We start from the raw sequence: 20,341 nt of genomic DNA on the forward strand, positions 1-20,341 counted from the left end.
GCGCGGGTGCAGCCAACAACGCTGCGGCTTGAAAGGCGACGGGTATAGATAACAAACCAAATCGGCGGGGAGTTGAACGAACTAATTTCGCTAACCAAGGGTGGAAAATGCACAAGGGCTCTGGCTTGGCAGAACTGAAGTAATGTTATAGTGTATCAAAAACCAAAATCAGGAGAGCCAGGATGAAAATTCAACTCTCGCTGCTGTTCCTTGGCCTGTTGGCCGGGCGGGCTGCCGCGTTTCAGTCGAAGGTGCCGGAACCGCAGCCAGAACAGGCAGGAGCGGCGGAAAGTAACCTCGAGAATATGTTCTATGGTTTTCACGCGATGGATGCGCAGGCAGTCAATATCGGCACCTGTGCAGCATTGCCGCAGGCCGGATGCCAGTGCGCTTTCTGCACCCAGCTGCGACAGGCCGGGACGGGGAAATGACCGGCCCGGATCAATGCTCAGCCCATTTCATACTGCACAATCAACTGCCCTTTTTTCATCTTCACCGCCGTGATGGTCACCGCGCCCAGCTCGCTCAACGCGGCCACGTGGGTACCGCCGCAGCCGTAAACGGGCAGATCGCCGAAGCCCACCTGACGCACGCCATCAACGTCCAGTTGCCTGCGCGGCAAATTGGCCGCGATCAGCCGTTGCAGCTCCGATTGCAGGGCACCTTGCTCCAGCGTTTGGGGGGCTGCGCCCGGCGCAAAGGTGATGCGCCCTTCGCCCGGCCAATGGTGCGCCTTCACCGGTTGCCAGCCGTGGTTTTCCCCTACCCAGCCAATCAGGTGGCCGGCGGAATGCCAGCGGGCGTGCAACCGGCGCCGCTCGCCATCCACCTGCTGGCTCACCGGCCCAGCGCTCACGGGTTCGGCGGTGAAATGCAGCACCTTATCGCCCTGCTGCGCCACGCGCAGTACCGGAATGGCACCAAGAGCGCCGGTATCGGCCTGTTGCCCGCCGCCCTGCGGGTGGAACAGCGTCGCACTCAGCTCCACGGCATAGCCGCCGTCTTCGACCGGGGTGCAGGCCAGCACCTGCGCTTCGCCCTGTAGATCGTCGCTGTAATAATAAAGTCGTTCGGTCATGGCTTTCTCCTGATTGCAGAACTCTGCCTAGTATATTCATGCCATAATCAAAGGATAATCCATCTTCTTTACAATGGACCTTTGCGCTGTGAGCACAAATCTATCCCATTCTCTGCTGGCCGAAATGGCCGTTTTCGTTCAGGTGGTGGAAAGCGGCAGTTTCTCCGCCGCCGCCCGCCTGCTGGGCACCTCGCCCTCTGCCACCAGCCGCAGCGTGGCGAAACTCGAACAAGCGCTGGCGCTGCAACTGCTGCACCGCACTACCCGCAAGCTGCGCCTGAGCGAACAGGGAGAAGAAGCCTTCCTGCGCTGCCGCAGCATGCTGGACGCCGCGCATTCGGTGATGGAAATCAGCGGCCAGGGCGCCGCAGAACCGGAAGGCTTGATCAGCGTCAGCGTCCCCAAAGCGGTGGGCCGCTTCGTGCTGCACCCGCATATACCGGCATTTTTGCGCCGCTACCCCAAAGTGGACGTGCATCTGCGGCTGGAAGACCGCTATATGGACCTGATTGACGATCGGGTCGATCTGGCGCTACGCATTACCGATCGCCCGTCGCCCGGGCTGATCGGCCGCCAGCTGATGACGATAGAACACCTGTTGTGCGCCACGCCGGAGTATCTGGCGCAGCACGGCACGCCGCAGCAGCCGCAGGATTTGGCACAGCACAGTTGCATTTATCTGGGGGAAACGCCCAATGACGCCCGCTGGAAATTCCGCCGCACCGGCAAAACGATCACGGTGAACGTGCGCGGTCGCTATGCCGCCAACCATACCGGCGTGCGGCTGGATGCGGTGAAACAGCACCTCGGCATTGGCAGCCTGCCCTATTTTACCGCCCGGCAGGCGCTGGACAGCGGAGAAGTGGTGCAGGTGCTGCCGGAATGGGATTTCCTCAGCAGCTACCACGGCGGCCTGTGGCTGCTGTATGCACCCAACCAGCATCTGCCGCCCAAGTTGCGGGTGTTTATCGATTATCTGGTCGCCTGCCTGGCCAAAGAACCGCAGCTAAAGCGCCTTGCGTAAGGTGATGTTGATCCTGTGCGGCCCCACCAGCGAATGGTAACCCTCTTTGATCGGCATAATGCCGTGAAAGCACAGCCGCGACGGGCCGCCCCACACCACTACGTCGCCGTGCGCGAGTGGAATGCGCTGGGCCCGGTCACTGCGCTGCATGCCGCCGAACTGAAACACCGCCGGTAATCCCAGCGAGACCGACACAATCGGTGAGCCGAAATCGTGCTCGTCTTTATCCTGATGCAGCGACAGTTTGCTGCCGGGATCGTAGCGGTTCATCAGACACGAATCCGGCACGAACGGCGCAAAACCCGCCTGCTGCGCCGCTTCGTCCGCCAGCGCCATAAAAATAGCCGGGATGGGCGGCCAACGTTTGCCGCTGCGCGAATCGCGCTCGGAATAACGATAGCCGCGGCTGTCGCTGCTCCAGCCGTTGCCGCACCAGCTCATCGCCACCGACATCACATGGCCGCCCGGCGTGGTCATGTGCCGCCAGGGTACCTGCGCGATCACCCCCTTCACCGCCGCCAACAGCTCCGGCCCGTGGTCGCGCACAAAACCGTGCATCACCACCGCGCCCGGAGCGATCTGCTCGCGCCACGGCAGTGGCACGGCGTCTTCGAAAAGATCGAGAGTCATGGATTAAAGCCTGTATGAATACACAGTATTTATTTTAACTCGCCGCCGACGATTGTCCAGTGTGATGCGCACCATTGTTGTCGATGCCAAACTTCTCTAGAGTACCTGCAATAAAATCAATAACCTTTCAGGATCGCACGTGATTAAAGGGATCGTTCTTTCGGTTGTCGCCTCGGTATTGTTCGCCGTGATGTATTACTACACCTCCACGCTGGCCCCGCTCGACGGCGAGCAGGTCTTCGGCTGGCGTACCCTGCTGACGGTCCCTTTCCTGACGCTGTTTATGATTTTTTCCGCCGACTGGCGCCGGGTGAGCGAGACGCTGCGCTGGGTTAAACAGCGGCCGCGCCGCCTGCTGTTTCTGCCGCTGAGTTCCGCGCTGCTGGGGGTTCAGCTGTGGCTGTTCCTGTGGGCGCCGCTGCACGGCAAGGCGCTGGAGGTGTCACTCGGTTATTTCCTGCTGCCGCTGACCATGGTGCTGGCGGGGCGAGTGATTTTCCGCGATCGTCTTTCACTGCTGCAAAAGCTGGCGGTGGGTTGCGCCATTATCGGCGTCGGCAATGAGCTGTATCAGGTCGGCGGCGTCTCCTGGGCGACGCTGGTGGTGGCGCTGGGTTATCCGGTTTACTTTATTCTTCGTCGGCATTTCGGCACCGATAACCTTGGCGGGCTGTGGTGCGAACTGGCGCTGATGCTGCCGGTCGCAGGCTGGTTCGCCTTTGGCGGAAACGGGCCGCAGGCCGCATTGGCCACCCATCCGCTGCTGTATGTGCAGATCCCGCTGTTGGGTATTCTCAGTGCCTCGGCGTTGGTGTGTTATATCCTGGCCAGCCGCCTGCTGCCGTTCAGCCTGTTTGGCCTGCTGAGCTACGTGGAGCCGGTGCTGTTGGTGGTGGTGGCGCTGTTGCTGGGCGAGAGTATCGGCCGCGACGAATGGCTGACCTATGTTCCGATCTGGCTGGCAGTGCTGTTGTTGGTATCCGAAGGTGTTCGTCATCTGTTGCGTCGCCGCAGACCATAGTGACGGCGTAACGCCACTTATTTATTTGATTTATAAATAGATAAACGTAGTGACGGCGTCACTTTCATGCCAGTAACGCCCGCTAAAACGGCGGCCGGCGTGGCAATGCGCCGTGAGTGTTTTAAGCAGTTGCAGTTCAAAGGTCTGTTGTTGCGTATCTATCGCCACCATGCGCGCATCGAGAAAATCAAAGTAGCAGCGCACCTGCGGATAAAGGGTTTTGAACAGGCTCTCCTTGGCGGAGAACGCCAGCGTCAGCAATTGGTTGAACGCCTGCGGCCGCTGGCGCAGCGTTGCGCACTCTTCCTCGCCGACGATGGCGGCCCACAGTTCTTCGGCCCGTTCGGCCGGGATCAGCGTTTCAACGTCCAGCCCCACGCCACCCAGCCCGCTTTCCCGATGCACCGCGCACATCGCGGTATCCGCATTATGGCTGAGCGCGCCGGCAATGCCCTGCGGCCACTGCGGAGCGCGGTCTTCGCCCCGCTGCAGGGTAAAATCGGCGAACCCCAACGGCGCCAGCAATGCCCGCGCCAGATAGCGCCCGGCCAGATACTCCGCCCGCCGCTTTGGCACCGCACGCGCCAGATGATCGGGAAGATTCATGCCGGCATCGCCGAAGCAGCGGTCCTGATAATCCGCCAGGGAAAAACGGCAACGGGCGATCTGCCCCGGATAACCGTCCAGGTTCAGCCATTCGATGGTGGGGATAAAAGAAGATAGCACTTGTCGTCCAGGGTGGGTGTGCAGGCCGCTAATTTTAGACGCCGGATGGACCGGCGACAACGATTATTCCTCTCCCCCAACCGGAGGGAGAGGTTCGGTGAGATTACAGAATCTCTTTCATGGTTTTTTCGAAATCGCTCCAGGCGCAGAAGCCCTGTTTATCCACCGGGCAGCCTTCCAGCGCCAGCGTCACGCGCTGCGGCGGGGTTTTCAGCGTAGGCTTATCGGCATTGCGCAGTTGGTCCGCGGACTGGTAAACGTACTCAATCTTCAGCAGATCGCGATCGTTTTTCTTATCGTGCCAGCGCTGGAACACCAGTTTGCCGCCAATCGGCGTTTTCTCATACTGGTGCGGCAGCTGATAAGGTTTGAAGCGCATCGCCGACAGCAGCGAAGCGATGTTGGAGTCATGGCCCACCAGCACCGTCAGCTTCGGCGCATCCGGTTTGCGTTCGCCAATCAAGGCGCCGTTGATGTAGGTCAACAGCGGTTTGGCGACGTTCTGCGCCACCACCGGCGAGGTGAACAGCGAGTCCTGGTAACCGTCTTTCAGTTGCGCCAGCTGTTTCCACTGTTGCGGCGTGGTGATTTTGCCCCAGGCCACGTCCTTCATCGGGAAGCCTTCGTAATATTGCAGCATAAAGGCGTCCACCAGCGAGTTGCCCACCCGCAGCGGGCCGGCGACGCCCGGCTCTTTGCCCGGCACCGCGCTCATCTTGCTGGCTTCTTTGGTCAGATCGCAGTGCTTGTCGGTTTTACAGGCGCTGGAATCTTTGTAATCGATGATTTTCGCCAGTTGCTTGTAGGCCGCATCCAGCTTCAGCGAAGCCAGCTCGGTGTTCATCGCCCCCAGCGCCTGTTGATTGAAGGCTTCGCTGTTGTCGGTGATGATCGGGTTGAAGGTAGGATCCATCTCCCCCATTTTGTCCTGGTGATGCACGCTGATGTCGCAGCCGGGGAACGCGCCGTTGGTAAAGAACTGCGCGGTCGCGACCGTGCGTTGCAGGCTGTTGGCGTAAACGTAAACGCTGCCGGCGGTCGGGCAGCCTTCCTGCGGCAATACGCCGGTCTGCTTCAGCCACTCATTGAAATAGTGGCCCATGTACACTTCCAGCACCCCGCCCTTGGTGGTCAACAGGCCACCCGGCGTGTCCCAGGCCGGCCAGGCTTTGGGGGTGGATTGCGCCAGCACGCTGCCGTTATTGGCCAGCGGCGCACGCAGGTTGTGGCGGCTCATCATCAGCACCTGTTCCAGCTGATAGTCGTTGGTTTCCGCCAGGGCATTCCCGGTCAATAATAAGGGCAAACACAGCAATAACGTTTTTCTTCTCATCCGCAGAGGCTCCCGGAAAGTGATTATTTTGAATATGTTAGCTTTCGCATCGCTATGATGGAGGGGTTATCCGGTGAAGTGTGTGATGGGTATCACGGGGAGAGGATCCGACCGGCGGTCATCCGATCAACAACCGCACGGCGATCTACGCCACGCCGAGATCATTTACGGCAAGGCTGGCCGCCCGCGGCGGATTTACCGAGGATAAGGGGTGAGGCCATAGATGGGTCGCATCACGCAGCCAACGCAGAGACAGCTTGAAGTATGACGGCGAAAATCTGCCAAAAGCTCAACGGGTTGCGCATTCTGTAAGCAAACAGTCACAGAATGTGTAATCCGCCTTTGACATGCCGCCGACACCCCGTTAAGATTGCGGCCGTTCACACAATTCCTCTGTAGTTCAGTCGGTAGAACGGCGGACTGTTAATCCGTATGTCACTGGTTCGAGTCCAGTCAGAGGAGCCAAATTAGAGAAGCCCGCTCAGGGAAACCTGAGCGGGCTTTTTGCTTCTTGGCGTTGTTGACCGGCGGTTATGAGTGAGGAGCGGACATACCGCCGCTTCCTGAAAGTGTCTTTAATTTATTTTTGAGAAAAGGCGACCTATATTACCTCGGGCATAAGCCTTACTAAAAAATCACTATCAAGGCATCTGCTTTAAAATCCGGCTGATATTTGCCACCAGATATTCCTCATCTACAGGCTCTTGAGTAATCAGAACTCTGAACCAGACAGGAGCAATAAGCGTTTCAAGTATGCCTTTGCGCTGCCCCTTATAGCCTTCTTCACCGCGCAGTACTGCCTGTTCGAAAATCATTTCTGCCTGCTGAAATCTTTGCTCCCAGACATCCCGAATAGCGGATTCAACCATATCGTCACCTGACGAAGTGGCGCTGATAGCGCCTTGTACTAATTTTCTGCCTTCTGCTGAATAAAGCATGGCGGTTATCATCTGCAAAAATTGCAACAAATCAAGGGATAGACTGCCACTGTCTGGAATTCTGACCATGCTTTCAGCTGTGTTTTTGAAAACATCGGCAATCAGCCTTGCTCTGTCAGGCCACCGGCGATAGACCGTCGAAGCATTTACACCGGCAAGTTGCGCTACGTTGCGGTGCGTTAATGCATTCGCCCCTTGTTCCATGAGTATTTGCCGGGCAGCCTGCAACACAGCCTCCCTGACTTTCGCACTGCGTCCACCCGTTCTCTCTTTTACTGCGTCGAGTGATTCTTTTTCTTCAGGTGTTGCTCTCATCATGATCAAAGCCTAAGATTTAATGCAACACTTGTTGCTTTAAGAGAGTGACATGAAAATACATTGCCTGCAAACCGGAGATGTCCAGATTAAAAGCCGACATCAACTGGCCCGCTACGAGACTCGTCCAGCCCGGGTAGTTGATGTCTTGAGAGACAAAGACTGGAGTCCTCGTCTCCCGATTGGATGCTGGCTTATTGAACATCCGGAAGGGCTTATCTTAGTGGATACTGGCGAAAGCTCACACGCGAATGATCCCGGGTATCAACCCTGGTGGCACCCATTTATGCAGAAGTGCGAGAGAAGATGGGTTAAACCTGAAGAAGAAGTTAATTCTAGAATTCAGGCGGTTGGATTCAATCCCCGGGATGTCAGATGGGTAATAATGACCCACATGCATGGCGATCATGCAGGAGGAATCGGTCACTTTCCTGACAGTGAGATAATCCTGAGCCAAAAAGAAGCGCATGACGCTCTCGCATGGAGTGGGCCAGCACAAGGTTTCCTTAACATGCATTATCCAAAATGGCTTAAACCAACCACCACCACACATGATGACGGTCCGTTTGAGAGTTTTGACAGAAGTATGGCGGTAACGAAAGACGGCGCTGTAAGAATAGTTCCAACACCGGGACACACTCTTGGCCACCAGTCTGTAGTGGTAGATGCAGGCACTCACTATGTATTGATCGCTGGCGATGCTTCGTACCAGGAAAGCTATATGCTGGAGGGCCGCATTGATGGTGTCGCAGTTGATTCCAGGTTACATCATGACTCAACTCGCAGAATGCGCGAGCTATGTAAACGAAAACCAACCATCACCCAGTTCGCCCATGATTTTGATAGTGCAAAACGTCTTGAGGAGCAAATATTCACCCTTCCCCGCGAATAATTGATATCTCCTGTAGTTCTGTTTCAAGATTGCTGACGCCATAAGAGCGTGTCCGCTTCCGGCACAAACCGGGCCTCCTGACGACAGGGGATTATTTCCCTGAAGCTAACAAGACAGGCGAGCAGAGTGCAGCTCGCCCTACTGAATGCCGCTGTCAGCAGGTAATCTCTTTTAACCCCGGAGAGAGGGCTTTACGGCGTTTGCGACGTAAAGGGGGGATTTACGGGGCCTTATCTTGCTGCTGACGCTTAGGGGGATATTCTTCAGTTATTTCAGCGAAACCAGGGAACTTAACACGGTAGGCTTGTATCAACGGTAGTCCGTTAAGGAACGATAGAGAAAGTTGTACAGGCAATCTGTTGCAGGCCCACTTTCTCCTGACTTCCGTAAGATACTCACTTCCAGATCGTTCAGTGGAGGCAGACCTTCATTGACGCCAATAATGCGCAGGGATGGCGGTACGCTGCACTTGGCCAGACCGGCCACTGCAAGCCCCGCCTGAACAACAGCTACAAGACCAAGCAAGCTGGCACTCGAATAAGCATTCCGGTAGGTATAGCCGTTTTCAGATAGAGCACGAATGACATTGGTACGTGCAGCACTCCCGGGAGCAAATAGTGCTACCGGGACAGGATCACTTTTCCAGGCGACATGTGTTGGTGATGCAACCCAGACAAAAGGCTCTTTTCGTATCACTTCAACCGGTTGTTCCTCCACCCGGGTAACAATGGCCAGGTCAATTTTTCCATCCGCAATAGCTTTTGTGAGGGAAAGAGAGGGCTCACATATCAGTTCTACTGTCACCAGGGGATGTTCCGCCGAGAATTGTTCAAGCACCGGGGGTAATAAAAAAGCGGCATAGTCATCAGGTACCCCCAGGCGAACACAGCCAGTTTCTTCCGGGCGTGTCACACTTGTCCAGGCCTCATCTGACAGTTTTAAAATTTGCCTGGCATGAACCAGGAAATCAGCACCAACGGAGTTGAGGGCAACAGTCTTTGTCCCTCGATGTAAAAGGCGTTTACCGATGGACTGTTCAAGACGCTTGATCTGCATACTCACAGCAGACTGGCTTCTCCCGATACGTTCGCCCGCACGGGAAAAACTGCCCGTTTCGACAACAGCAACAAAGGCACGCAGCAGATCAATATCTAAAAGGTTAGCCATAGTTCTATTAATATAACGAATAGAATCTATCAAATCTATTCACTGGCTTAATTTAACCACGAAAAATATAGTTGCTTCATTGTTCATTTTAGAGTCTGGGAAAGGATAGAAAAATGTCTGACAAACAGCTACCTGCGGTTAAACTTGCTGTCGGAATGGCGATGATAGGAACGGTTGGTGCTTTTGCCGTGGAGTCCGGACTTTCGCCAGTTTCGGTAGTGTTCTGGCGCTGCGTTTTTGGCACTCTCTTTCTTGGCTTATGGTGCATCATCCGGGGTTACCTGCCGGACAGGTCCCTTTCCCTTAAACGTCTTACTTATGCCTCCCTCGCAGGGGTCTGTATGGTGCTTAGCTGGATAGCTTTTTTTGCCGGATTCACACTTACCTCAATAGCCACAACAACTATTGTCTACCACATACAACCTTTCTTTGTTGTACTGATTAGCGCGGTGTTTCTTAGGGAGCAGATCTCACTTAACCAGGTCCTATGGATGGCAGGAGCATTTACAGGTGTCATTCTGGCCAGTGGGCTTATCGCTCCCTTCAGTGTCATTAGTATTCACTGGATTCTGGGAGTCGCGCTTACTCTGGTTGCCGCCTTGCTGTACGCGATATCAACAGTAGTGGGGAAAGGACTGGGGCAGCAACGACCCGAAATTACCACATTATGCCAAACGATAGTTGGAATTATTCTGCTGGCCCCCTTTACCGATTCGTTTCGTTCAGTTCCTCCCGAGTCGTGGGGGTGGTTAATTGGCATAGGTATACTGCACACCGGTGTCGCCTACGTCCTGATGTATTCGGCTTATCCAAAGTTAACCACCCCGGTAATTGGCGTGCTGACTTTTATCTACCCACTGGTTGCTATCATTGTTGACTGGGTGTTTTATGGCCATCAACCTGGGATCATTCAGATGACAGGAATGATACTGATCGCACTATGCACACTTGGTGTAAAACTGGGCTGGTCTTTCCCCGTCGGGCTACAACGGAAGATAAGTTTATAAGGCCATAGCGACGGATAATCTTCACGGGTTCAGCGTCCACTCATGGCACTAAGCGGACATTCTTATCGATTCGAAAGTCCGCTATGAGCGAAAAGCGGAAGTTCATAACTTTTTACTGTCTAACAGACATTAATAACATTGTTTTGTATTAATCAACGGAGAGTTGATCGCCTCTAGTTAGATGTAAAAAATTCGCATATCACTACAATGTATAATCATTGACAATAGTGAATAAAATTGTATGTGACTAAAAAATTCACCATACTTTAATTTAACCAATTGATATTTTTATTAAATAATGATAAATGAATACCTTTAACGCGAAGATGGAATTTTAAAAATGGAATGGAGATTTTTAGGTTCTATATCAGATGCCAGAAAGTCCGGCTGTAGTGGGGTTTATCTTATCGTTCATCAAGGGATTTTTAATCGTGTTGTTTATGTTGGAGTGAGTTGTAATGTAGGGAGAAGGATAAATGAACATTATGAAGGTTACCTGAGAGGAAATCGAACAATTTACAATGCAGGTCACAATGATGACGTATATCGTCTTATGTCAACTTACAAAATTCGAAATCATATAAAACACTATCAGTCCTTGGCAAAGAATTATGAAATATGGGGTTCAACTACACTGCATTTTGATTCACCCATGAACATATTAGCAAAAAAACAGACTTTTGATGCCAAATGGGAGAACATTGCATTTGAAAAGTATATGCCTCAACTGGTAGTGTGGGCTCTGCCAATGGCCAATTACTGTTATTCAAATGCAACTAAAATTGAAAGTGTAATCCAATCAAAGCTCATTAAATCTTTTGATTTAAGAGGTTTTTTTAATGCTAAAGACTTAAGCATTTTGGGTAAAATTGAGAAGCCTTATTTAGAAAATATTAAATATCTTATTATTGATTCTCCTGATGTAGACGCGGCATCCAAACTTATTTTTGACAATTTATTTTTAAAAAGAATCGACGAAAACTTTGGCAAAGAATTCCATTCACAATTTGAAAGTGAAATTTTTCAGAGGGAAAAAGAAACTCTGAGAAAGCGAGCAACTAGGAACCATATGGTTTCTCTTTATGAAAATTATGGAAAACCTTGGACTTTGAAGGAAATGGAAAAACTAAGAGTCATGCTAGTAGATTTTGAGTTGTCACCAACAGAAATATCTGATTACCTTGGAAGGGATCCTCGTTCTATTTCTAAAAAAATAATCGAAAATGATAAAATTACTAATCATAAGTGGCGAAAGAGCGTCGGATGGTTATGACGTTACATATTGATGAAATAAACAAATCTAGCAACTTCAGCTTTTGGCACTAAGCGGCCAGACTGAAAGGCCGTCAGGTCGGCTATGAACGGGAATAATGAGGATCGATACATGCCGGCAGCAAGAAGGTATTAACAAGCTGCCAGCATTAATCATTATAATCTCATCGATGCAGGCGCAGCATACTTGAGAGAGACGATAGCGCGGATATAAGGCAGGCAAGCCCAAAGACGTAGACGGCGAACTGTGCGCCTGCGTCGTCCGTCAATCCGTTCAACAGCGCAATAACCATCGCAACCAGCGCCGCGCCAATGGATTGCCCTGCGGTCCTGGCGGTCGACAATACACCCGAGGCGGTTACCGTTCGGTTCGCTGCGACATTCGAAAACATCTCTTTATTGTTCGGTGGCAGGAAGAGCCCGTAACCAATCCCGCAAACTGCTACACGCCATAGAAAATCATTCATCGTTGCCGCTTCCGGCAGCAGCGCCAGCGATCCCAACCCCAGGCAAAAAATCATTACGCCGACCGTCGATATCTGGGTAGGATTTAAACGATTCGACAGCCTGCCGGCGATCGGGGCACAGATTGCCACGGCAATCGGCCAGGGTGTAAAGATGAACGCCGCTTCCAGGACAGAATAGTGATAGGCGTGCTGTAGTACAAAGGGCAACCCGACCAGCGCCATCCCCTGAGCCACAAACATTGAGACGGAAGATATCACCGCGAAGGAATATCGCCGGGAATGAAATATATCCAGAGGCAGCAACGGGTTCTTTGAACGCCTCTGCGCGTTGAGGAAGATGGCGACCAGCACCACTGAAGCGACGCCGCAAAGTATGAGTATGCGGCTGTCCCAGCGCCCGATTTGGTCGACAGCAATGACCATCAGACCCAAGGCCGCCGCTGAGGTGACCGCCCCACCCCAATCGAAGCCTTTTTCCCTCTCATCAGTATCGACGCCCAACGAGATAAGCGAGAATACAATGGCAAGCGCACCCAGCGGGATATTGATATAGAACAACCAGGGCCAGTCGAGATAGGAGATGATCAGGCCGCCTAACGCAGGCCCGATGGCCGTCCCCACCGCAAAGGCCAGCGCATTTATCCCTAAAATTGTTCCCAGCGCATTCGGCGGAAAGATAACCCGGTAGAGACCCAGTCCGACACTGATCATGACCGCATAACTCACCCCCTGAAGTACCCGCATGGCAACCAGCATGCCGAAGGTTGAGGAGAGGCTGCAACCCAGCGATGCCAGCGTAAACAGCACCATGCCCGCCGTGTAGAAGCGCCGCTCCCCTATCCTCGAACCCAGTGATGCGCAGATCAGCATCGTTGCGGCACTGGCAACCTGATAGCCGTTGGTCACCCAGATGACAGAGGCTGAATCTACCCGTAAAGCCTCGGCAATAGAGGGCAAGGAAATATTGACGATGGAACTGTCCAGCGCCGCCATAACAACGCCAATCAAGATGGCGGCAGCCGCCAGATAGCGCCTTGGCGCCTCAAATCCTTGTTCTAAGGTATTACTGCTTACCAACGACATATCCCGGACATCCTATAGTGAATTGGTGTTACGCACAGAGGCTTTCAGTCTCGGCACTCGGCCCTTCGAGGTATGCCAGCAGGCCAAGCATCAGCACTTCTTCGGGGCTGGCAACAACGGGAGAACGCGGTGCTTTCCAGAGCTGTTTACTGCCGTTGATACGGATACTCCTCAGGAAACAGTAGGTGGTGAGCACGTAGAACCGGTTCCGCATACTTTCCCCCATCAGCGGCAGCAGACCTGAAATGCCGCCTAACTCCGGGATCTCGCTGAGAATGTTGCCATAATCCGGCTTCGCCAGCACGAACATCAATGCACCGGCCATGGGGACTATTTTGACCGCATCCTTCACCTCTGCCGCAAGCTCATGCCAAAACGAGAAGGCAAACCGGGAGAAGCCGAAAAGTGGATCCAGCCCGCGCACCGAAAAATCAGGGTCGATGAAACGTGTCTGAGCATGCTCCTCGTTATAGAGCACATTGCCGAAGTGAAAATTGAAATGGGCTTTTTCCACCGATCTGAACTCTTCAGTCCGGGCCAGTTCTGCTGCTCTTTCATAAACTTCCCGGGCGGTGGTACTGAATCGCGCGCCGTTAAGCAAAATAGGTTTATCAAACAGCTCATGTGCGAAGCTCGTGCCTTCCCACTCTTCCCGTAATCTGGCCGGCATATCGTGGGTCATCGCCGACGAGGTTTCTGATTCCAGGCCGATAGCTTTTTGTACATTTTCCAGGGTGTTTCTGACGATATTCCTGCGTTCGGCCAGCGATCGTTGGTCGTCAAATACGATTCTGGACAGCGGCAGGGAATCCATCTTCTCGAGAATATAGAATTGTCGCCCGGCAGCCAGCCCGTCGTGCAGGACCGGCACCATCAGTTCCGGGTAGATATCGTGCAATGCACGGATCTGATCAACTTCGGCTTTCAGTTTGCCGTTGAACATTTCGGACATGGCCGTTTTCACAACGAAACCTGAACTCAAAAAATCTACGGTATGCGAGCTTGTCATTTTTCAATCCCCTGGAAAGTGGCAACGGGCAGGCCAAATGCGATGCTGCGCGCTACGGCACGGACAACAGCGCTATAGCCGACGGTGTTGTTAACAAACGACTGGATGATGATTTCACTCAAATTCTGGCTTGCCAGATAGGCAGGCCGGAGAATGAGCAAATGGTTCTGGTCAGAAAGAATCGTTGAGCACCGGCGCTCGAAAGCATATGCACGGCTTCCCAAAGGCGTCCGGGATGCTTTAACAACATGAGGATGTGTCTCGCTCACCCGCTCAATCGCCGCCTCGATGAGACCGGTATTTAGCGCCCCACCATCCTTTACGATAAAACGGTTGATCTGATATCCGGGTGCATGCACAGGCGCACGTAATGAAACGGTATTCACTAACGGTGCCCAGGGCATCACCTTGTCCTGACTCATGGCGATTTGCGAGAAGCTCGGGCGGAGATTGTCGCGCGCATCCTGCAGGCGTCCCTCGAACGATCGGGTGCCGAGTACGCCGTTAGGCGTGTCCGGATGCACAATATCGGTTTCGACCGACACAATATGCGAGGCGTTGCATTGGATAGCTCTGAGCGCATCGGTGAGAACGCGCAGTGAGGCATGCATCCCATTCGTCTGACAGGAGCCGAGGCAATACATACCAGAATCGACTACCTGACGTTGTATCGTGCCAATATCATCACGGGTCAGATCTTCCAGGCAGCCATAAATACTCGGCAGCTCATTTGCCTCCGCAACGCCCAGCACCACGTCCGCGAGTTCTTGCATGTTGCGGGCGACAGGGCTGTTCTTGTCCATATCCAGCTTGCTGGTCGCGATAAAGCCAATGTCAAAGCGGCCGGTCTGCGGGGGAAGCTCTTTGGCAAGATCACCAAAGAAAAAGTGAACCTCGCGGCCGTCGATCCTGAGGGTCTCGCCATTGATAATGTCGATGTGGGACTGTATGCCGGGATGCGCCATCGCCAGACGAGCCACGATGCCATCGATCGGACGCAGTTCAGGGTAATGTTTATCTAAAGAAGGCGGATTCGTGACGACGGTGTGGATGGCAAAACCATCCTTCGCCGGATCATTCTGAATCAGCAGGTTCGCGCCGATCTCCGCTCCACAACCCACCAGTATTGCTTTTTTCATTTCATTCCCTCGCGCTAAATAAATAACTGTAAGTGTTTAAGATAAGGCCTAGTCCCAGGAGAACATTTTCAGGAGGTCGGTGACGGACATGGCATCCAGCTTCGATTCAGAAATCAGGGTTTCGGCCAGAATATGGGATCGGTCACGCAGCGGGCTGTCCGAAAGATTCAGATGGAATTTCGTCAGCAGCGCGTCAAAACACTCTTCACGACGGCGAACATGACCGAGCGGGTATTCAATGGTTTCCGAGATCTCTTCGGCCATGCCATGACATTTCAGATGGAGCGTATTGGGAATGGCGCGCTTCTCAGGGTCGTAATAGCTCTCGGTAAAGGAAGGGCGTTCAGTACAGGTAATTTTCAACCGCAGTGCATCCAACTGAGGATCCGAGGCGAGCGGTTCGTGGAAATCCTTAATCGTCAGGTTGCCGGTTTGAAGCCCCACGGCAACCATGTACTGGAGACAGTGATCGCGGTCTGCGGAGTTTCTCAGTGGCCCTGATTTATCGATAATCTGAATCGCCGGGCGCGTCGTTTCTACCCGCACATACTCAATGCTCTCAGGAGAGAAACCGGCTGCAAGTATCCGTTCCCGCAGATTGATGGCCGCTTCTACCGCCGTCTGGGCATGGTACTCAGCAGGATTGGGGACTTTGAACAAGATATTCTTAATGACAAAATCCGACAGGTTGCGCGACAAATTGAATGGCTTGCCTTGCAAAACGGCATCATCGAATCCCCACCGGCTGACCGTCAGCGCAGTGGGATAACCCATTTCGCCGGTTTGCGCGAATAGCGCCAGTTGCAGGCCACGCGCCGTCGCGTCACCCGCAGCCCATGACTTGCGCGTTCCCGCATTGGGCGCATGGCGGTAGGTTCTGAGAGAATGGCCGTCGATAATAGCGTTGGACAGCGCACTCAATGCCTGCTCTTTTGACAAGCCGAGGAGCTGAGCTGAGGCGATCGCAGAAGCCACTTTAACCAGCACCACGTGGTCAATACCCAGCGCATTGAAGCAGTTCGACAGACACAACACGCCGTGGATCTCGTAGGCACGAATCATCGTATTCAGGACGGCTGTCATATCAATTGGCGGCTGATTACCGTCAGCCTGACCCTGCCATACCGCTGCAGCCAGGATTGCCCCCAGATTATCAGACGGATGCCCCCACTCTTGCGCAAGCCAGGTGTCATTGAACTCCAGCCAGCGGATCATCGAACCGATATGAAAGGCCGCCTCGACAGGTCCCAGTCTTAGCCCGGTACCGGCAACAGGCACACCTTCGCGGCTCTTGCTGAACTGAGCGCCGGCCATCAGCCGCATACAGTCATGGTCGGTGGATGCGGCAATCGCGCAACCTATCGAATCCAGCAGGCAATAACGCGCCAGCCGTAAAGTCTCATCATCAAAGGTTGCCTGCTCATAGGCATAGTCAACCAGTTCAACCATTACCTTATCGAACTCTACGTGCGCCATATTTAACCCCATAAACGAAAATGAATTATTCAAATTACAATTAATGGAAACAGTGATAGTTATATGCAGAAAGAAAATATAAATAGCCAATTAATTGATTTATATGCAATTACCTCTTCCTGCTCATAAAATCGTAATTGTCATGGCAATAAAAGACCAGTGAATAAAATCGAGGCACTCATCGAAAATATTGATGCCCTGACAATATTCCTATTGAAAGTGATTGGTAGAACGGAGAAAAACGCATGAGTTGCAGAGACGGAAAACAAGCAGAATCTGTTGTTATAATTGACAATTCAGAATTAACATCTACTGAGATGGTAATAATACTGACACCCCCCTGAGATGGTCACAGATTGCTCGCATCTGCCTCTCAGAGAGAGGGGTTAAACATAGTGACAAATTTAATAATACAGAATATAAATAATTGTTGTGACGGTGAACTAATTTTAAGCATGAGGTCTCAAATGAAGCTAAGTGAACTTCTTGCGTTCGTGACAGTCGTGGAGACGGGGAACATAACCCAAGCAGCCGAACGTCTTAATCGAGTGCAATCGAGTATTTCCCACCGAATCAGGAGCCTGGAGGATAACCTGGATGTCACCCTGTTAGATCGAAAAACTGACGGGTGCTCACTGACTGCGCAAGGGCAGATACTGTATGACTACGCGCTGAAGATATTAAACCTTGCGGATGATTGTAAAAACAACATTTCCCATTCAAAAAATAGCCAAATCAATATACGAATTGGCATAATCGAATGTTTACCCCCCTATATTGTTAACTCACTGATCGACCTGGGTCATGATTTGGGGTGGAACATAGATATTTCGATTGGAAATACAATGAGTTTGCTCAATGCCTTTGACCAAAACGAGTTTGATGCGGTAATCATCGGGGCGGGGTTTTCAAACACGCAACATACACGTTCCATACTGCTCTCCAGCGAACTGGTTATTATTACCGAGAAAAACTACCCGACAATAAAAGATATCTCCAGTCTGGATGGCGAAGTTTTTTTACTCAGCAGCAAAAAATGTGCTACCACGACCCGCAACTATAATGTTCTCTTTGATGAAGGTCATATCACACCCAAACGACTTGTCGAATGTGGATCCTATCCCGTGCTGTTCTCCAGCATTGCTGCCGGTAAAGGCGTGTCGTTAGTATTACGTTGTTCGATCAGTAGCGAAGTGCAAAATAAGATAAAAATTCATGAGCTCTGTGGCCAGTTTAATGACTTCAAGATAGAACTTGTTTACCGTGCCGATTCACCTTATCTGGATAGCACTAAATTCAGAGGGGTAATGACTTCAGTTTTTCAGGATCCCCGACTGCACAATATCGGTTATTAGATACTTGTAGCAAACGCCCGTACATTTCCCCTCTTTACTGACAGCCGCCCATCAGACAGAAAACGGGAGGGCATACATCTGACGTATGCCCTCCCCTCTGAACAAGCCAAACTTCAACAGATCACCGTATTTTCACGACAAGATGCTGAATGCTCCGCTGTATATCATGCAGATTTACGCAGAATGACTAATCCTTTCGTTCTGCACTTCTCTAAAATTAATTTCATCATGGGTACTTCAAAGTAACTATATAAAAAAGACGCGCATGAAACGGACAGGACTAACGCAACGGCGATAAGCGCAATCCCCTCTGGCAAGTTAAATTTTCTTCCCGCCGTGAGGTTCAAAAAGTAGAAGAGTACCAAGAAATGAACCATATAGAAGGAATAGGATATCTCTCCTAACCACACGGACGTTTTAGTGTTTAACAGTGTATTTCGATTTTTTAAATCATCACCCGCCATCGAGATGATTAATAAACAAACGGGAATGATGAAAACCACACTCATGCTGAACTGGTATGGGAGATACATGGCACCGATGTACGCGACTGCAAGCAAGGCAAATGAAGCTGTTTTCGTGAGCACAAGTGCCCGCCCATTCATCAGCAACCGGGCTGCAAACATACCGGCAAGAAACTCAAATATGCGTGATGGCGGAAAAATATATGAAACCCAAAAGTGTTGCTGTGAAATCGGAAACGCCTTCATCATCTGATTCGGCTCAACCCAAAGGTAAATGTAGGTTTGAACCAGCAAGGACGCCGCGGTGACGACGGTTAATCCGAGTAAATCGAATTTTTCAGGTATTGCCTTCATGATTCTGAAAAGAAACGGGAATGAGAGATAAAACATGGCTTCTATGCAAAGTGACCAGCTGGGTCTGTTACCCACAAAAAAATAACGAACATCATCAACCCAGGTATTCAATAAAAACAGATTCGATGCCCATAGTTTATACTGATATATACTCATGGCACCAATAACAAAGGCTATAGCCCAGGTCAGACAATGCATGGGATAAATCTTTGCAAAACGTCGCAGATAAAAATCACCCACGGTGTCGTTATCTCTCGCGGACCATACCATAATGAATCCACTGAGTATAAAGAAATAGGAAACGCCGAGCCATCCCGCTTTACCCACGATAACAGTGAAAATATGTTGAATAGTCGGATCTGAAAATGGTGCCAGATCGCTGGGAAGCGATGAATGGAATAAAAACACCAATAATGCGGCCCAGAATCTGCTTCCGGTAAGTGATGGAAGCTTGGGTGGCGAGGGTAATTTCCCCGTCGTCACTGACTGACTCCCCTCTGATTCATTTACGTCAACGTGAATAGCATCAATACTTATTTCTCTGTTTATTGCAGTATTCATGGTGTTTCCCCTGAGGATAGTATTTTATATTGAAAATTTTATTCGGTAGCATAGCGACCATGTTGCACAGGAAAAATTAATAACGGCAAAGCAATGTAGCAGGGCCTGACAGGTTGCCAGTAATTCACCATTGCGATGCCGTTAAGTAAATACATTATTTTTAGATCAGAACGTTCTATCTATACTTTTCACTCTTAGATCTTGACGATCCCATATCCAGATTGAAGCTTTTCAATATAACCAAATCCTTGTTCACCAAAATGCATACCGCCGACAAGGATCCTGTCCGAACTAACCATATCAAGTACACGGGAACGTGTCTCTGCCGCCATTTGAGGATCATAGTCAAAGGCGATGGCAACCTCCGGTTTTAGCAATTGAATATGCGGGAAATGAACAATATCTCCCCAAATCAACAGACTATCTCTGCTTCCCTCAATCCGGTAACCCGTATGACCCGGCGTGTGGCCCTTCAGCGGGATGGCAAAAATACCAGGAAATACCTCGCCTTTGTCGATCAGACGAAGACTTTTCTGATACTTTTTAAATATACTCCGCGCTAACAGGAAATTACCCTTTACCCGATCACTCACTGCGGCGAAGTTTTCATCGTCTTCCAGATAATTAAATTCTTCGCTATTTATGATCAATTCGGCATTGGCAAATACGGCCTCACCCTCTGCGCTTAATAATCCACCGATATGGTCCGGATGGGCGTGTGTCAGAAGAACGGCGTCAATATCCTCAGGTTGTATATCCAGCCTGGCGAGATTGGAGATCAGCCTGCCACCCCAGCCCTTAACGCCTCCGGCCCCGCTATCAATAAGAATATTTTTCCCCTTCCGGCGAACCAGGAAGGTATTAATATGAACCGCATTGAGCTCATTAACCTGCGCACCGCGTTGAATTTCCTCGCATTCTTCCTCATCAACATTTGAAAGCATTCCGAAGTCAACTTGCAAATATCCATCGCTAACCGCCGTGACCTCGATATCGCCGAGATCTCTTGTTGGAAAATTGGCATTCATAA

The 20,341-nt window shown here is 51.5% G+C and carries 19 protein-coding genes and 1 tRNA gene; 8 read left to right on the top strand and 12 right to left on the bottom strand.

All coding sequences use genetic code 11. The features are described from left to right. Window positions 1–182 precede the first annotated feature (182 nt). Window positions 183–431 (top strand): hypothetical protein, encoded by a 249-nt coding sequence (locus D4100_RS10970; protein WP_119804351.1) that lies wholly within the window; start codon window positions 183–185, stop codon window positions 429–431. 17 nt (window positions 432–448) lie between these two features. Here the strand turns inward: D4100_RS10970 and D4100_RS10975 are convergent, their stop codons facing one another. Beyond that, window positions 449–1,078: an alanyl-tRNA editing protein gene (locus D4100_RS10975; protein ID WP_119804352.1), complete on the bottom strand. Its 630-nt coding sequence runs from the start codon at window positions 1,076–1,078 to the stop codon at window positions 449–451. An 88-nt stretch (window positions 1,079–1,166) separates the two neighbouring features. Between D4100_RS10975 and D4100_RS10980 the strand changes: the two genes are divergently transcribed. Next, the gene (locus D4100_RS10980) at window positions 1,167–2,102 is read left to right on the top strand and encodes a LysR family transcriptional regulator (RefSeq protein ID WP_199685685.1); all 936 of its coding nucleotides are present in this window, start codon (window positions 1,167–1,169) and stop codon (window positions 2,100–2,102) included. On the opposite strand, the gene alkB is transcribed toward D4100_RS10980, so the two are convergent. Further along, window positions 2,085–2,732 carry a DNA oxidative demethylase AlkB gene (gene alkB, locus D4100_RS10985; RefSeq protein WP_119804354.1) on the bottom strand — a complete coding sequence of 216 codons (648 nt, stop codon included), beginning with the start codon at window positions 2,730–2,732 and terminating at the stop codon, window positions 2,085–2,087. The two genes, D4100_RS10980 and alkB, sit on opposite strands and share 18 nt — an antisense overlap. 139 nt (window positions 2,733–2,871) lie before the next feature. Here alkB and rarD point away from each other — a divergent pair, with 139 nt between their 5' ends. Continuing rightward, the gene (rarD, locus tag D4100_RS10990; protein ID WP_006319808.1) at window positions 2,872–3,753 is read left to right on the top strand and encodes an EamA family transporter RarD; all 882 of its coding nucleotides are present in this window, start codon (window positions 2,872–2,874) and stop codon (window positions 3,751–3,753) included. A gap of 30 nt (window positions 3,754–3,783) precedes the next feature. Here rarD and D4100_RS10995 read toward each other — a convergent pair whose 3' ends face one another. Next, window positions 3,784–4,479 carry a 4'-phosphopantetheinyl transferase family protein gene (locus D4100_RS10995; RefSeq protein ID WP_244941659.1) on the bottom strand — a complete coding sequence of 232 codons (696 nt, stop codon included), beginning with the start codon at window positions 4,477–4,479 and terminating at the stop codon, window positions 3,784–3,786. Between the two features lie 103 nt (window positions 4,480–4,582). Continuing rightward, complete coding sequence (gene agp / locus D4100_RS11000; RefSeq protein WP_119804356.1) at window positions 4,583–5,812, bottom strand: bifunctional glucose-1-phosphatase/inositol phosphatase; 1,230 nt, start codon at window positions 5,810–5,812, stop codon at window positions 4,583–4,585. A gap of 389 nt (window positions 5,813–6,201) precedes the next feature. Between agp and D4100_RS11005 the strand changes: the two genes are divergently transcribed. Further along, window positions 6,202–6,277, top strand: a tRNA-Asn gene (locus D4100_RS11005). A 176-nt stretch (window positions 6,278–6,453) separates the two neighbouring features. Here the strand turns inward: D4100_RS11005 and D4100_RS11010 are convergent. Then, a complete protein-coding gene (locus D4100_RS11010; RefSeq protein ID WP_119804357.1) occupies window positions 6,454–7,068 on the bottom strand; it encodes a TetR/AcrR family transcriptional regulator in 615 nt (204 codons plus the stop codon). Between the two features lie 49 nt (window positions 7,069–7,117). On the opposite strand from D4100_RS11010, the gene D4100_RS11015 reads away from it, so the two are divergent. Further along, a complete protein-coding gene (locus D4100_RS11015) occupies window positions 7,118–7,957 on the top strand; it encodes an N-acyl homoserine lactonase family protein (protein WP_119804358.1) in 840 nt (279 codons plus the stop codon). A 309-nt stretch (window positions 7,958–8,266) separates the two neighbouring features. On the opposite strand, the gene D4100_RS11020 is transcribed toward D4100_RS11015, so the two are convergent. Next, a complete protein-coding gene (locus tag D4100_RS11020; RefSeq protein WP_119804359.1) occupies window positions 8,267–9,124 on the bottom strand; it encodes a LysR substrate-binding domain-containing protein in 858 nt (285 codons plus the stop codon). Window positions 9,125–9,237: 113 nt separating this feature from the next. On the opposite strand from D4100_RS11020, the gene D4100_RS11025 reads away from it, so the two are divergent. Further along, a complete protein-coding gene (locus tag D4100_RS11025; protein ID WP_119804360.1) occupies window positions 9,238–10,131 on the top strand; it encodes a DMT family transporter in 894 nt (297 codons plus the stop codon). Between the two features lie 340 nt (window positions 10,132–10,471). Next, the gene (locus D4100_RS11030; protein WP_119804361.1) at window positions 10,472–11,404 is read left to right on the top strand and encodes a GIY-YIG nuclease family protein; all 933 of its coding nucleotides are present in this window, start codon (window positions 10,472–10,474) and stop codon (window positions 11,402–11,404) included. 163 nt (window positions 11,405–11,567) lie between these two features. Here D4100_RS11030 and D4100_RS11035 read toward each other — a convergent pair whose 3' ends face one another. The 4 genes from D4100_RS11035 to D4100_RS11050 are packed head-to-tail and all read right to left on the bottom strand — an operon-like array spanning window position 11,568 to window position 16,577. Next, window positions 11,568–12,953 carry a DHA2 family efflux MFS transporter permease subunit gene (locus D4100_RS11035; RefSeq protein ID WP_119804362.1) on the bottom strand — a complete coding sequence of 462 codons (1,386 nt, stop codon included), beginning with the start codon at window positions 12,951–12,953 and terminating at the stop codon, window positions 11,568–11,570. Between the two features lie 28 nt (window positions 12,954–12,981). Beyond that, on the bottom strand, window positions 12,982–13,962 hold the full coding sequence (locus D4100_RS11040; RefSeq protein ID WP_119804363.1) for an aminoglycoside phosphotransferase family protein: 981 nt from the start codon (window positions 13,960–13,962) through the stop codon (window positions 12,982–12,984). Further along, window positions 13,959–15,101 (bottom strand): hypothetical protein, encoded by a 1,143-nt coding sequence (locus D4100_RS11045; RefSeq protein WP_006319813.1) that lies wholly within the window; start codon window positions 15,099–15,101, stop codon window positions 13,959–13,961. The genes D4100_RS11040 and D4100_RS11045 overlap by 4 nt, the downstream gene beginning before the upstream one ends. 48 nt (window positions 15,102–15,149) lie before the next feature. Then, on the bottom strand, window positions 15,150–16,577 hold the full coding sequence (locus tag D4100_RS11050) for a bifunctional 2-methylcitrate dehydratase/aconitate hydratase (protein WP_006319814.1): 1,428 nt from the start codon (window positions 16,575–16,577) through the stop codon (window positions 15,150–15,152). Window positions 16,578–17,044: 467 nt separating this feature from the next. On the opposite strand from D4100_RS11050, the gene D4100_RS11055 reads away from it, so the two are divergent. Continuing rightward, a complete protein-coding gene (locus D4100_RS11055) occupies window positions 17,045–17,932 on the top strand; it encodes a LysR family transcriptional regulator (protein ID WP_006319815.1) in 888 nt (295 codons plus the stop codon). A 164-nt stretch (window positions 17,933–18,096) separates the two neighbouring features. On the opposite strand, the gene D4100_RS11060 is transcribed toward D4100_RS11055, so the two are convergent. Continuing rightward, entirely contained in the window at window positions 18,097–19,311 is a 1,215-nt protein-coding gene (locus D4100_RS11060) for an acyltransferase family protein (RefSeq protein WP_119804364.1), read from the bottom strand. 194 nt (window positions 19,312–19,505) lie between these two features. After that, window positions 19,506–20,339 (bottom strand): MBL fold metallo-hydrolase, encoded by an 834-nt coding sequence (locus D4100_RS11065; RefSeq protein ID WP_119804365.1) that lies wholly within the window; start codon window positions 20,337–20,339, stop codon window positions 19,506–19,508. Between the last annotated feature and the right edge of the window lie 2 nt (window positions 20,340–20,341).

Origin of the sequence: Serratia inhibens (assembly GCF_003591175.1) — a bacterium.
GTDB classification, from domain to species: domain Bacteria; phylum Pseudomonadota; class Gammaproteobacteria; order Enterobacterales; family Enterobacteriaceae; genus Serratia; species Serratia inhibens.